Genomic DNA, 13,207 nt, shown 5'->3' on the forward strand with positions numbered 1-13,207 from the left:
CAAAACCCGGCGATGGCAAGCGCCGAATTGCCGCCGCATTAACCCTGCCACACCCCCGTCAGCGCACCGCCACGGTCAGATGGGCGAGCTGGCGGATATCGGCCAGCCGCGCGCGCAGGTCCGCCGCGCTCATCGCCCCTTCGACCTCGACGATCGCCGCGCAGGCATCGGGGCCGACGCGCCAGACGTGCAGGTCGGTCAGCCGCACGCCCGCGGCTGTGTCGATCCGGCTGCGCAGCGTGGCCGCAATCGTCGCATCGGTCGTATCGAGCAGCACCTCGGCGGTATCGCGCATCAGCGACCAGGACCAGCGCGCGATCACCAGCGCGCCGACGATCCCCATCATCGGGTCCATCCACCCCAGCCCCAGATAGCGCCCGGCCAGCAGCGCCGCAATCGCCAGTACCGAGGTCAGCGCATCGGCGAGCACATGGAAATAGGCCGACTTCAGATTATTGTCGGCGCCATGGTGCGCATGATGGCCGTGCGCATGGTCGTCATGGCCATGATGATGATCGTGATGATGGTGATGCCCGCCCATCAGAAGCAGCGCGCTGACGATATTGACGATCAGCCCGATCACCGCGACGAGCGCGGCGGCCGAAAAATCGACCGCCACTGGATCGATCAGCCGCATCGTCGATTCGACCGCGATGCCCAGCGCGAAGATGCCGAGGATCAGCGCCGAGGCAAAGCCCGTCAGATCGCCGACCTTGCCCGTCCCGAAGCTGAAGCGCGGGTCGTGCCGGTGCGTCCGCGCATAGCGATAGGCGATCGCCGCCAACCCCAGCGCGCCCGCGTGCGTCGCCATGTGAAAGCCATCGGCGAGCAGCGCCATCGATCCGGTCAGATAACCGGCGACGATCTCGCCGACCATCATCACCGCGGTCAGCAACACCACCCACAGCGTGCGCCGGGCATTGGCGTCATGCGACGCGCCCAGGAAATCGTGCCGGTGTTCGCCCTCACCCACGGTCGCGGCGGCTCCTATTCGCTGCAACCATATTTCTGGAACAACGCATTGCGGATCGAACTGACCGCCGAATATTTGAGGCTGGTCGTCCGGCCGTTCCAGTACGCGAGAACAGTGTTGCGCAGTTCGAGGGCGGTCACGCCTTCAGGCGGGCACAGATTGCTGTCGGCCATCTTCGTGTCGCCGTACAATTTGATCGCGTCGTGAACTGCCATGATGAAATAGTCGCACGCGGACACATCGGCGTCATCCTTCGACACGCACAGATCGTGGACCTCCTGCCCGGTCTTGAACACGCCGCTCGACGGCGTGCTGTCGGGCGCGGCGGTAGCCGGCCCTGCTAGTGCCAGTGCTGCGGACGCCAGCAAGGCAGAAAAAACGGAATGACGCATGGCAATTTTCCCCCGAAAAAATCGCGACCCGCGGGCTACTTAACCCGCGGATCGGGGGTTGCCAATCTCAGGCGGCGCCTTTTTTCGTTGCGCAGCAGCAACCGCGCCGGCGCTGCCCGTGAATCAGAGACAGGGGCCGTATTTCCTCTGGTTGTCGAAGCCATAGTACCAATAACGCTTGCCCGCGGTACCATTGCTCTTGGTACAGGAATCAGTGCCCGAACGGCTGGTGTCGCGTGCGTTGCTTCGCCGTCCGCTGCTCGGCTGATACATGCCGGCATCGCTCGGCGGTGCCTGCCGGTTCGCAACGGGCGGCGTCGGCCTGGCGGCCGCAGCCGAGCGGCGCTGGCTGTTGCCCAACCGCACGGCATAGACATCGGCATTGATGCAGGCGCGCGAATCGCCCCGGCCGCAGGCCTTGCGCGCCAATTCCATCGCGAACGCATTGTTCCCCGCCTCGCCCTCGAAATCGGCGGCAAGCGAACAATCCGCCGGCTTTCCGACTTGGCACAGCTTGCGATAGACGGTCGCGCGTTCCGCCGCGCCATAGGAATTGGGCTTCTTCGACATCGTGTAGGCAAGGCCGCAACTCATGCTGTCGCCGCCCATACAGCCGCGTTTCGCATAACGAGCGACCGTCGCGGTATCATTTTTCGGATAGCCCGGCTTGCTCAGCCACACCTTGCCTGCATAGCGCCCGCATTGCGCGGCATCGCCCAGATCGCACATTCGCAGATGATAGGACGCCGCCTTCACCGGATCGGCGGCAACCACGCGCCCGAAATAGTACCGCCAATACAGTTCTTCGCAGCTCGGCACCGCGCCGCCCGAACATTCGCCTTCGAGCGCTTGAACACTGCGCTTGGCGACCGGCACGCTCTCGGCCGACGTCGCTGCGGACGCCAGACCCGCCGCTGCGCACAGCGACAGAATGGATCGAAACATGATTCCCCCTTCTCGACCCACGCCAAGCATAGGGGACTCGCCAGGCAATTCAACCGCTGCGGCTTTTCGGTGCGGCGCTGCCGTTACGCAGCCTTTTTCGCCAGCCGGTATTTGTGCAGCAGCGGCTCGGTATAGCCCGACGGCTGCGTCACGCCTTCGAAGATCAGCGCCCGCGCGGCCTGATAGGCGATGCCCTCTGGCGTCAGCTTTTCGTACAGCGGATCACCCGCATTCTGCGCATCGACCTTCGCCGCCATCCGCGCGAGCGCCGCATCGACCTGTTCGGCGGTGCAGACACCGTGGAGCAGCCAGTTGGCGAGCGCCTGGCTCGAAATGCGCAAGGTCGCGCGGTCTTCCATCAGGCCGACGTCGTCGATGTCGGGCACCTTCGAACAGCCGACGCCCTGGTCGATCCAGCGCACGACATAGCCCAGAATGCCTTGGCAATTATTGTCGAGTTCGCGCGCGACCTCGGCCTCGCTCCAGTTGCGCCCGGTCGCGACCGGGATCGCCAGCAGCCGGTCGAGCGACGGCACGGCCTCGCCCGCAATGTCCTTCTGCCGCGCGAACACGTCGACCATATGATAATGCAGCGCATGCAGCGTCGCGGCGGTCGGCGACGGCACCCAGGCGGTGTTCGCGCCCGATTTCGGATGGCCGATCTTCGCGTCGAGCATGCCGCGCATCAGGTCGGGCATCGCCCACATGCCCTTGCCGATCTGCGCCTTGCCCGAAAGCCCACAGGCCAGCCCGATGCGGACGTTGCGGTCCTCATAAGCGGCGATCCAGTCCGAGGCCTTCATCTCGCCCTTCGGGATCATCGGCCCCGCGCGCATGCTGGTATGGATCTCGTCGCCGGTGCGGTCGAGGAAGCCGGTGTTGATGAAGACGATCCGGTCCTTCACCGCCGCGATGCAGGCGGCAAGGTTCGCGCTGGTGCGGCGCTCCTCGTCCATCACGCCGACCTTGATCGTGTGACGCGCGAGGCCGAGCATATCCTCGACCGCGTCGAACAGCCGGTCGGTGAAGCCGCATTCCTCTGGCCCATGCTGCTTGGGCTTGACGATATAGATGCTGCCCGCCCGGCTGTTGGTCCGGCTGCCGAGCCCCTTCAGATCGTGCAGCGAGCACAGGCTCGTGATGACCGCGTCGCACAGCCCCTCGGGCGCTTCCGATCCATCGGGGAGACGGATCATCGGCGTCGTCATCAGATGGCCGACATTGCGCACGAACATCACGCTGCGCCCGTGCAGCGTGAAGGGCGTGCCGTCGGGCGCGGTCCATTCGCGGTCGTCCGCCATGCGGCGCGTCATCGTCTTGCCGCCCTTGTCGAAGCTTTCGGTGAGGTCGCCGCGCATCAGGCCGAGCCAGTTGGTGTAGCCCAGCGTCTTGTCCTCGCCATCGACCGCCGCGACGCTGTCTTCAAGATCGATGATCGTCGTCAGCGCGGCCTCGAGCACGACGTCGGCGATGCCGGCGGGGTCGCCGCCGCCGATCGGACTCTTCGAATCGATCACGAGTTCGATGTGCAGCCCGTTGTGGCGGAGCAGCAGCCCGCCCGGCCGGCGCCCGACAAGCTGCGACGGATCGCCCAGCACCGGATCGCCGCCCTGCCAGTCGGCCCAGCTTCCCGACGCCAAGGGCGCGGCTTCGTCGAGAAACGCCTTTGCCCGCGCGATCACCGCCGCGCCGCGTTCAGGGTCGTAGCCGCCGGGCTTGGCCGGCGGCGCATCGAGCGCGTCGGTGCCGTACAGCGCATCGTAAAGGCTTCCCCAGCGCGCGTTGGCGGCGTTCAATGCGAAGCGCGCATTGAGCGCCGGCACGACGAGCTGCGGCCCCGCCATCGTCGCGATTTCGGGATCGACATTGACAGTGCCGACCGCGAACGGCGCGGGTTCGGGGACGAGATAGCCGATTTCGCGCAGAAAATCCTGATAGGCTGCGGCGTCATGCGCCTGCCCCTCGCGAGCCCGATGCCAAGCGTCGATCTGTGCCTGCAAATCCTCACGCTTCGCGAGCAGCGCGGCATTTTCGGGCGCGAAGGTGCCGAGCAACGTTGCTAAATCCGACCAGAATTTGGCGGTATCGACGCCGGTTCCCGGAATCGCCTTTTCCTCGAGGAAGGAGACGAGACGCGAATCGACGGACAGGCCGCTGCGGTCGAGGAAATCAATCATTCAAGCACCCTTTGGTCAGCGCGATTGCGCGGATGGACCCGGGGAGGAAAGGGCCGCCGCCCTATGGCGCGATTGGGGCGCGATGGCAACCGCCCTTCGCGCCCCAATCGCGCCATAGGGCCGCGTCAGGCAGCGCCTATGGCGGGCAGCGGCGGCAATTCGCCGAGCGCCACACGCACAAGGTTCCGTCCCCCGGCCTTGGCGCTGTAAAGCGCGGCGTCGGCGCGGTGGAGCAGGTCATGCAGCGTGTCGCCGCGCCCCGCCTGCGCGACGCCGAACGACGCGGTGAAACAGCGATCGACGCCGAGCACCGGAAGCCGCTGCGCCGCAAAGCGGCCGCGCACCGTTTCGGCATAGAGCCGACCGTCGGACAGCAGCGCATCGGGCAGCAGCACCGCAAATTCCTCGCCGCCGACGCGTCCGACGATAGCCCCCTCGGGCGCCGCGTCCTGCAACAGAGCGGCAAAATGGGCGATCACGCCGTCGCCCGCCGCATGGCCGTAATTGTCGTTGATCTGCTTGAAATGATCGAGGTCCGCGGCGACGAGAACGCCGCGTGTACCGCCCGCCAGCGCCGATTCCCCATGCAGTTCGAAGCCGCGCCGGTTGAGCGCGCTCGACAGTGGGTCGGTTTCGGACCGCGCGGTCATCTCGGCGGTCGCATCGCGGATCATCACGAGCAGCAGCACCATTGCCACCGCGACCAGCGTCACCGCGCCCATCGACTGCGAAATCGCGGCATAGGTTGTCGCCATATAGGCCTGCGGCGCCGCGGCGGTTCCAACCAGCATGCCGATTGCGGGTTTCACCAGGTACAGCAGCGCCGCGACGAACTGCATCCCCATCAGCAGCAGGTCGAGCGCCTGGCGCCGTCCCGACCGCAGGATGACGACCCCCGCCAGCCCCTGCATCAGGCAATAGGAAAATTGATAGATCATGCCGCGCGCGGGTGACCCGTAAGGCAGCGAAAAGGCAAAGGGCGCCAACAGCAGCGCACTCGCCCAGATCGCGATCATCGCGCCGCGCGGCGTCGGCACGCGATAGTGGCGCGAGATGCCGATGAGGCAGAAACTGAGCGCGAGCAGGAATACGACAAAGATGCTGACCGCCACCGGCGTGGGATCGGTCTGGAAGGGCAGCAGGAATTCCAGCGCGACATCGACGATGCCCAGCGCATAGCCCGCCGCCATGAAGGCGGCGCCGCGCGCCATTCGGTTGGTCGCCGCGATCACGCCGAATGCCACCGCGAAAATCCCGGCGATGCACATGTTGATGACGAGGACGAAGGCGGCTGTCATGGACCCACTCGTTGGCGCGATGCCAAGGCCCTATGCCCCGGCAGACGAAGTTTCGGTTAACGCGTTGCGATTCGGACGCTTTCGCGCGCGACATCGCCTGCCTCGTCCAGCGATGTCAGTGATTTACCGTATCGCGTGAAAGATTGTTTCGCGCCGGGGGTGCCAAAGCCGGGCGCGGGCGGCTATAGGCTGCGCATGACCATCCTGAAGCCAAGCGAAACCGCCACGCTGGAGCGTGCGGCCGATGCGCCGATGCTGGCGCAGGTCGAACGCTGGGCCGCGGTCAACAGCGGCACCGGTAATCTTGCCGGGCTGAAGACCGTCGCCGGCCTGCTCGCCGACGCCTTTTCGGCGCTCCCCGGCACCCTGTGTCTCGTCGCGCCAGATCCTGTCGAAAGCGTCGATGCCGCGGGCCGCGTCCAGACGATCGAGCGCGGCGCGCATCTCCATCTTCGCGTGCGCCCCGAGGCGCCGGTCCAGCTGCTGCTGACCGGCCATATGGACACGGTGTTCGCCGCCGATCACCCTTTCCAGTCGCTCAAATGGCTGGAGCCGGGCGTGCTCAACGGCCCCGGCACCGCCGACATGAAGGGTGGCATCGCCGTCATCCTTGCCGCGCTGTCGGCGCTCGAGGCGTCGCCGTTGGCCGAGCGCGTCGGCTATGACGTGATGATCAACAGCGACGAGGAAACGGGCAGCCACGCCTCCGCCGCGCTGATCGCCGAACTGGCGCGCGGCAAGACCGCGGCGCTTACCTACGAACCCGCACTGCCCGACGGCACGCTCGCCGGCGCGCGCCCGGGCAGTGGCAATTTCTCCGTGCTGATCCACGGCCGCTCGGCGCACGCCGGACGCAACCCGGAGGACGGCCGCAACGCGCTCGTCGCCGCCGCCGACCTCGCACTCCGCCTCAATGCGCTGAAATCTCCCGACCTCAAGGTCAATCCCGCGAAGATCGACGGGGGCGGCCCCAATAATGTTGTCCCAGATCAGGCGATCCTGCGCGTCAACATGCGGCCGATGACCCCCGACGCGATGGCCGCCGCCGAAGCGGCGCTGCGCGACGCCATCGCCGCGATCCAGCGCGACCACGACGTCCATTGCCATCTCTACGGCGGCTTCAACCGTCCGCCCAAGCCGCTCGATGCCGCGGCGACGCGTCTCTTCGAACTGGTCCGCGACTGCGGCGCGGCGCTGGGCCTGTCGATCGGCTGGAACGCGACCGGCGGCGTGTGCGACGGCAACAATATCGCCGCCTGCGGCATTCCCGTCGTCGACACGATGGGCCCGCGCGGCGGCGCCATCCATTCGTCGGACGAATTTCTGATCGTCGACAGTCTCGCTGAACGCGCGCAGCTGTCAGCGCTGACCCTAACGAAAATAGCGGAACGGGGGACTGTGTGAGCTATGTGATCCGCTCGGCGAAACCGAGCGACCTGCAAAGCATCTACGAAATGGCGAAACTGACGGGGGGCGGCTTCACCAATCTGCCGCCCGACCGCAAGGCGCTGCGCGCCAAGCTCGATCGCGCCGAGGCCAGCTTCGCCAGCGACCGCGAGTATCCGTCCGACGAGCTTTACCTGATGATGCTCGAGGACACCGAAACGGGCGAGGTGCGCGGCACCTGCCAGATTTTCGGCCAGGTCGGCCAGCGCTGGCCCTTCTACAGCTATCGCATCGGCACCGACAGCAAGCACAGCGAGCAATTGGGGCGGACCTTCCACGCGCAGGTGCTCATGCTCAGCAACGATCTCAACGGGTCGAGCGAGGTCGGCGGCCTGTTCCTCCATCCCGCGGCGCGCGCCGGCGGGCTTGGCCTGTTGCTCGCACGCTCGCGCTATCTGTTCATCGCGCGGCACCGCGCGCGCTTCGGCGACCGCATCCTGGCCGAGTTGCGCGGGGTGATCGACGAAGCGGGCGGATCGCCCTTCTGGGACGGCGTCGCCGGCAAATTCTTCGGCATGAGCTTTCAGGAAGCCGACCAGTTCAATGCCGTTCACGGCAACCAGTTCATTGCCGACCTGATGCCCAAGCATCCGGTCTATATCGCAATGCTGCCCGAAACCGCGCGCAGCGTGATCGGCGTTCCCCATCCCACTGGCCGCGCCGCCATGCGGATGCTCGAGAATGAGGGCTTCGCCTTCGAAAATTACATCGACATCTTCGACGGCGGCCCGACGATGACCGCGCGCACCGATCAGGTGTCGAGCATCCGCGACGCGCAGCATGTCGAGGTGACGCGGGTCGCCGACCGGTTGGACGATGGCGCGGACGCGCTGATCGCGACGGGCCGCCTTGCCGATTTCCGCTGCTGCTTCGGCAAGGTCGGCGAGGGCGGCAGCATCGATGCCGAGACGGCGCGGCTGCTGCAGATCGGCACCGGCGATACCATCAGTTGGATCGGGCGCTGAGCCATGATCACCGAAATCAACTTCGACGGCATCATCGGCCCGACGCATAATTATGCTGGCCTCAGCCGCGGCAACATGGCTTCCGCCAGCAATGCCGGCGACGTGTCGCAACCGCGCGCCGCGGCGCTGCAGGGCATCGACAAGATGCGCCACAACCTCGCGCTCGGGCTGCCGCAGGGCTTTTTCGCGCCGCTCGACCGCCCCGATGCGGCGTGGCTCGCGGCGCTGGCGACCGATCTCGACAGCGCCGAGGCGCATCTGCGCGCGCAGGCCTGGTCGGCCTCGTCGATGTGGGCCGCCAATGCCGCCACCGTCTCGCCCGCGCCCGACAGCGGCGACGGCAAATGCCATCTGACCGTCGCCAATCTCGTCACCATGCCGCACCGCAGCCATGAGTGGCAGGGCACGCTCGCCCAGCTCCGGCTCGCCTTCGCGCACTCGGCCTTCGCCGTCCACGGTCCGGTCCCCGTGCCGTTCGGCGACGAGGGCGCCGCCAATCACATGCGGCTGTGCGCCGGCCATGACCAGCCGGGGGTCGAGATTTTCGTCTATGGCGTCGGCGGCGGACGCTTCCCGGCGCGCCAGCATCTCGACGCCTCGAAAGCGATCGCGCGCCACCACCGGCTCGATCCCGACCGGACGCTGTTCATCCGGCAATCGGACACCGCGATCCAGGGCGGCGCCTTTCACAACGACGTGGTCGCCGTCGCCAACGAGCGCGTGCTGTTCACGCACGAAACCGCTTTCGAGGACCGCGCGGCGGCGCATGCCCAGATCCGCGCGGCCTTTCCCGAGGTCGAGATCGTCGAAGTCCCAGCGAGCGCAGTCAGCCTGCCCGATGCGATCAAATCCTATCTGTTCAACGCGCAGCTCGTCAGCCTGCCGAACGACGGCGGCATGGGGCTGATCCTCCCCACCGAAGCGCGCGAAACGCCGAGCGTGTGGACCTGGCTCGAGGCGCATGTCGCGGGCAACGGTCCGATCCGGCGGCTGTTTCCGGTCGACGTGCGCCAGTCGATGGCCAATGGCGGCGGCCCCGCCTGCCTGCGCCTGCGCGTCGTCGCCGATCCGGCGACCGTCGATCCGCGGTTCATGGCCGACGAAGCCAAGCTCGACCGGATCGCCGCCGTCGTCGCGGCGCACTGGCCCGAAGCGATCGCACCCGGCGACCTCGCTTCACCCGCGCTCACCGCCGACGTCCGCCGCGCCCGTGGCCAGCTGCTCGCGGCGCTCGACCTTACCGAACTCGAGTAGGGAGTCTCCACGCCCCTTGCCAAGCCTGCCGCATGGCGCAACAAAGGGACGACAGAAAATTCCAAAGGACATCGCCATGCGCCGTCGCACGCTTCTTGCTGCCGCCCCCGCCGTCGCCCTGTTACCGACCGCCGGGCTTGCCCAGTCCGCGAAGCCGGCGCCAAAAGGCGATCCGGCGCTGCCTCCCGCGTGGGACAAGGACAGCGAACGCTTCCTGCGACCCGACGTGCATGCCGGCGACCGGCCGGTCGGTGCGAGCTTCGCCTCGCGTACCGCCGCTTACGGCCTCAGCGGCGCGGTCGGCACCGCGCATCCCCTCGCGACGCAGGCGGGGATCGACATGCTGAAACGCGGCGGGTCGGCGGTCGACGCCGCCATCGCGACCAACGCCTGCCTCGGCTTGCTCGAACCCACCGCCAATGGCATCGGCGGCGACGCCTATGCGATGATCTGGGATCCGAAGGCAAAGAAGGTCGTCGGGCTGGCGGGGTCGGGCAAAAGCCCCCGCGCGCTTGACCTCGCCACCGTGCGGTCGCGCGCGACGGGCGGCGCGATCCCGGCTTATGGCGCGATCGCGGTGTCGGTGCCGGGGACGGTCGACGCCTGGTGGACGATGCACCAGCGCTACGGCAAGCTGCCGTGGAAGGAGCTTTTCGAACCGGTCATCGCCCATGCCGAGGCGGGCGCGCCGGTCCCCGACATGATCGCTTATTATATCCGCCGCAGCCTCGCCGGTTTTCGCCAGCCGGGGCGCGGGATCGAAGAGGTCGACAATGCGCTGCGCACCTATGGCATGGCCGACGGCAAGGGGCCGCAAGCGGGACAGGTGTTCCGCAACCCCGACCTTGCGCGCACCTTCCGCCTGATCGCCGAGGGCGGCCGCGACGTCTTTTACGATGGCGAGATTGCGCGGACGATCGACGCCTATTTCCGGCGCATCGGGGGCTGGCTGCGCCGCGAGGATCTGGCCGCGCACCGCTCCGAATGGATCGAGCCGCACCGCACATCCTACCGCGGCACCGACGTCTATGCACTCGGCGCCAACACGCAGGGCATCGCGACGCTGCAGATGCTCAACATCCTCGAAAATTTCGACCTGAAGGGCGCGGGGTTCCAGTCGGCGCTGTCGATCCATCTTCAGGCCGAGGCAAAGCGCCTCGCCTATGAGGATCGCGCGCGCTACTACGCCGACCCGCATTTTTCGAACGTGCCGGTCGAATGGCTGATCTCGAAGGACTATGCGGCCGAGCGCGCCCGGCTGATCCGCCCCGACCGCATCCTGACCCCGGTCCATCCGGGGCAGGCGCCGAGCCATGGCGACACCACCTATTTCAGCGTCGCCGACAAGGACGGCATGATGGTGTCGATGATCCAGTCGAACTTCCGCGGCATGGGGTCGGGGCTTGTCGCCGACGGGCTGGGCTTCATGTTCCAGGATCGCGGCCAGTTGTTCAGCCTGCAAGACGGCCACCCGAATATCTATGCCCCCGGCAAGCGCCCGTTCCAGACGATCATCCCCGGTTTCGCCGCGCATGGCGACACGCCGTGGATGAGCTTCGGGGTGATGGGCGGCGACATGCAACCGCAGGGGCAGACGCAGATCATGGTCAACCGCATCGACTACGGCCTTGAAATCCAGGCCGCCGGCGATTCGCCGCGCTGGCATCATGAAGGATCGTCGCAATCGATGGGCGAGGATGCGTCGGGGCTCGGCCCCAAGGGACTTCTGCGGCTCGAAAGCGGCGTTCCCGCCGCGACGCGGGCCCAGCTTGCGGCGCTCGGCTGGACGATCGGCAATCCCGACGGCGGCTTCGGCCGCTACCAGTGCGTCGAACATCGCATGGACGGCGACACGCGCGTCTATGCCGCGGCGAGCGAGATGCGCGCCGACGGCTGCGCCCTCGCCTACTGACCGCGCGGTAACGCCGGGCGCCTCACCGGTCGGCCTGAAAGGGGGCGACGATCGCGTCGGTGACGCGCAGCGGGCGGCCGCTCGCCTTGTCGAGCAGGGCCCAGACGGTGCGCGCGCGGACATGCACCGTGCCATCCGCGCCGGTGAATTCCATGAAGCGGTCGAACTTCGCGCCCTGCGGCTTGTCGGCGACCCAGGTCCGCGCGGTCACCGTCTCGCCGGGGCCGAGCGCGCGCAGATAGTCGATCTCGTGCCGCACCACGACCCAGATATAGGCATCCTTGTGGCTCTGCGGCGCCGCGGCGTCCCAATGCCCCGTCGCAACCTGCTGGATCCACTGGACCCAGACCGCATTGTTGACATGGCCCAGCTCGTCGATGGCGTCGGGCGTGGCGATAAGGGCGAGGGTGAATTCTTTCATCGCGGCACCATAGCAATCCCCTCCCGCAAGCGGGAGGGGCAGTGAGACTTGCGAACTTGTCCGCTAGTCGCAACGGGGTGGGCAAGAACGCGGTGTGGCTGGCCCACCTCGCTGCGGCTAGGCAGCAAGCTGCCAAGCCTCGCCGCCCCTCCCGCTTGCGAGAGGGGAAAAATCAGGCCAGCTCCACCGTCGTGACCATATAGCCCGCATCGCGCAGCGCCGAGACGAGGCTGTCGAGATGCTCCTTGTCGCGCGCCTCGCATTCGATGTCGGTGATCAGGCCCTTGGCGGGCAGCGTCGTGAAGATGCGCTGGTGATAGATTTCGATGATGTTCACCTGCTTTTCGTTGAACACCTCCATCACCTTGAACAGTGCGCCGGGGCGGTCCTGCAACCGGATGCGCAGCCGCGCGATCCGGCCCGATCGCGCAAGGTCGCGCAGCAGCACATTCGCGAGCAGGCGCGTGTCGATATTGCCGCCCGTCAGCACCAGGCCGACCTTGCGCCCGGCGAATTCCTCGGGATGCGCGAGCATCGCCGCGAGGCCCGCGGCGCCCGCGCCTTCGACCACCGTCTTCTCGATCTGGAGCAGCAGGCTGACCGCGCGCTCCAGATGGCGTTCGGCGACGAGCACGATATCGTCGTTGAGTGCGGCGACCAGCTTGCGCGTATAGCTTCCCGGCTCCTTGACCGCGATGCCCTCGGCGAGCGTATCGCCCTCGCACGCCATGTCGACGCCGTTCAGCTCGGCATACATCGACGGGTAAAGTTCGGCCTGCACGCCGACGAGCCGCATGTCATTCTTGATCCCGCGCGCCGCGGTGCCCATGCCGGCGAGCAGACCGCCGCCGCCGATCGGCACGATCAGCGTGTCGAGTTCGGGCACATCCTCGAGCATTTCGAGCGCGACCGTCCCCTGCCCCGCCGCGACGTGCGGATGGTCGAAGGGGTGAACGAAGGTCAGCCCGCGTTCCGCCTCGAGCTCGCGTGCATGGGCGTAGGCATCGTCGAATTTTTCGCCGAACAACACGATCTGCGCGCCGTGACTCGCGGTCTGCGACACTTTCACCTGCGGCGTCGTGCTCGGCATGACGATGGTGACGGGCACGCCGAGCCGCTTGCCATGATAGGCAAGTCCCTGTGCATGATTGCCCGCCGACGCCGCGATCACGCCGCGCGCCTTCGCCTCTTCGCTGAGCAGCAGCAGGGCGTTGAGCGCACCGCGTTCCTTGTAGGCTGCGGTGAATTGAAGATTTTCGAATTTCAGCCACACCTCGGCACCGACCAGCTCGGACAGCGTCTGCGACTTCAGCGTCGGGGTGCGGACAACCGCGCCATCAATTCGTCCCGCCGCCGCCCGCACATCGTCGAGGTTTATCGCCGGAAAATCGGCGGCGGCGGTCAGGATGGATTGATCGGTCATA

General features: G+C 67.0%; 11 protein-coding genes. 4 read left to right on the forward strand and 7 right to left on the reverse strand.

All coding sequences use genetic code 11. The features are described 5' to 3' along the window. Positions 1 to 58 precede the first annotated feature (58 nt). The 5 genes from dmeF to AOA14_RS04155 all read right to left on the reverse strand — a co-directional run bounded on the left by dmeF (position 59) and on the right by AOA14_RS04155 (position 5,785). On the reverse strand, positions 59 to 973 hold the full coding sequence (gene dmeF / locus AOA14_RS04135; RefSeq protein WP_234180517.1) for a CDF family Co(II)/Ni(II) efflux transporter DmeF: 915 nt from the start codon (positions 971 to 973) through the stop codon (positions 59 to 61). A 14-nt stretch (positions 974 to 987) separates the two neighbouring features. Next, positions 988 to 1,341: a Rap1a/Tai family immunity protein gene (locus AOA14_RS04140; protein WP_202988376.1), complete on the reverse strand. Its 354-nt coding sequence runs from the start codon at positions 1,339 to 1,341 to the stop codon at positions 988 to 990. A 147-nt stretch (positions 1,342 to 1,488) separates the two neighbouring features. Then, positions 1,489 to 2,310, reverse strand: coding sequence for a hypothetical protein (locus AOA14_RS04145; RefSeq protein ID WP_062900881.1), 822 nt, complete (start codon positions 2,308 to 2,310; stop codon positions 1,489 to 1,491). A gap of 83 nt (positions 2,311 to 2,393) precedes the next feature. Beyond that, entirely contained in the window at positions 2,394 to 4,487 is a 2,094-nt protein-coding gene (locus AOA14_RS04150) for a malate synthase G (protein ID WP_062900882.1), read from the reverse strand. A 125-nt stretch (positions 4,488 to 4,612) separates the two neighbouring features. Next, positions 4,613 to 5,785, reverse strand: a complete 1,173-nt coding sequence (locus AOA14_RS04155) for a GGDEF domain-containing protein (protein WP_062900883.1) — start codon at positions 5,783 to 5,785, stop codon at positions 4,613 to 4,615. 195 nt (positions 5,786 to 5,980) lie between these two features. Here AOA14_RS04155 and AOA14_RS04160 point away from each other — a divergent pair, with 195 nt between their 5' ends. The 4 genes from AOA14_RS04160 to AOA14_RS04175 all read left to right on the forward strand — a co-directional run bounded on the left by AOA14_RS04160 (position 5,981) and on the right by AOA14_RS04175 (position 11,362). Next, positions 5,981 to 7,189 carry a hydrolase gene (locus tag AOA14_RS04160; protein WP_062902993.1) on the forward strand — a complete coding sequence of 403 codons (1,209 nt, stop codon included), beginning with the start codon at positions 5,981 to 5,983 and terminating at the stop codon, positions 7,187 to 7,189. After that, the gene (locus AOA14_RS04165; protein WP_062900884.1) at positions 7,186 to 8,196 is read left to right on the forward strand and encodes an arginine N-succinyltransferase; all 1,011 of its coding nucleotides are present in this window, start codon (positions 7,186 to 7,188) and stop codon (positions 8,194 to 8,196) included. Before AOA14_RS04160 ends, AOA14_RS04165 begins: the two co-directional genes overlap by 4 nt. A gap of 3 nt (positions 8,197 to 8,199) precedes the next feature. Next, positions 8,200 to 9,450 carry an N-succinylarginine dihydrolase gene (locus AOA14_RS04170; RefSeq protein WP_062900885.1) on the forward strand — a complete coding sequence of 417 codons (1,251 nt, stop codon included), beginning with the start codon at positions 8,200 to 8,202 and terminating at the stop codon, positions 9,448 to 9,450. 76 nt (positions 9,451 to 9,526) lie between these two features. Beyond that, a complete protein-coding gene (locus AOA14_RS04175; RefSeq protein ID WP_062900886.1) occupies positions 9,527 to 11,362 on the forward strand; it encodes a gamma-glutamyltransferase family protein in 1,836 nt (611 codons plus the stop codon). Positions 11,363 to 11,384: 22 nt separating this feature from the next. Here the strand turns inward: AOA14_RS04175 and AOA14_RS04180 are convergent, their stop codons facing one another. Both AOA14_RS04180 and AOA14_RS04185 read right to left on the reverse strand, forming a co-directional pair. Beyond that, the gene (locus tag AOA14_RS04180) at positions 11,385 to 11,783 is read right to left on the reverse strand and encodes an acyl-CoA thioesterase (protein ID WP_062900887.1); all 399 of its coding nucleotides are present in this window, start codon (positions 11,781 to 11,783) and stop codon (positions 11,385 to 11,387) included. A 172-nt stretch (positions 11,784 to 11,955) separates the two neighbouring features. Next, positions 11,956 to 13,206 carry a threonine ammonia-lyase gene (locus tag AOA14_RS04185; protein ID WP_062900888.1) on the reverse strand — a complete coding sequence of 417 codons (1,251 nt, stop codon included), beginning with the start codon at positions 13,204 to 13,206 and terminating at the stop codon, positions 11,956 to 11,958. Position 13,207 lies beyond the last annotated feature (1 nt).

Source organism: Sphingopyxis terrae subsp. terrae NBRC 15098, assembly GCF_001610975.1.
Taxonomy (GTDB): Bacteria; Pseudomonadota; Alphaproteobacteria; order Sphingomonadales; family Sphingomonadaceae; genus Sphingopyxis; species Sphingopyxis terrae_A.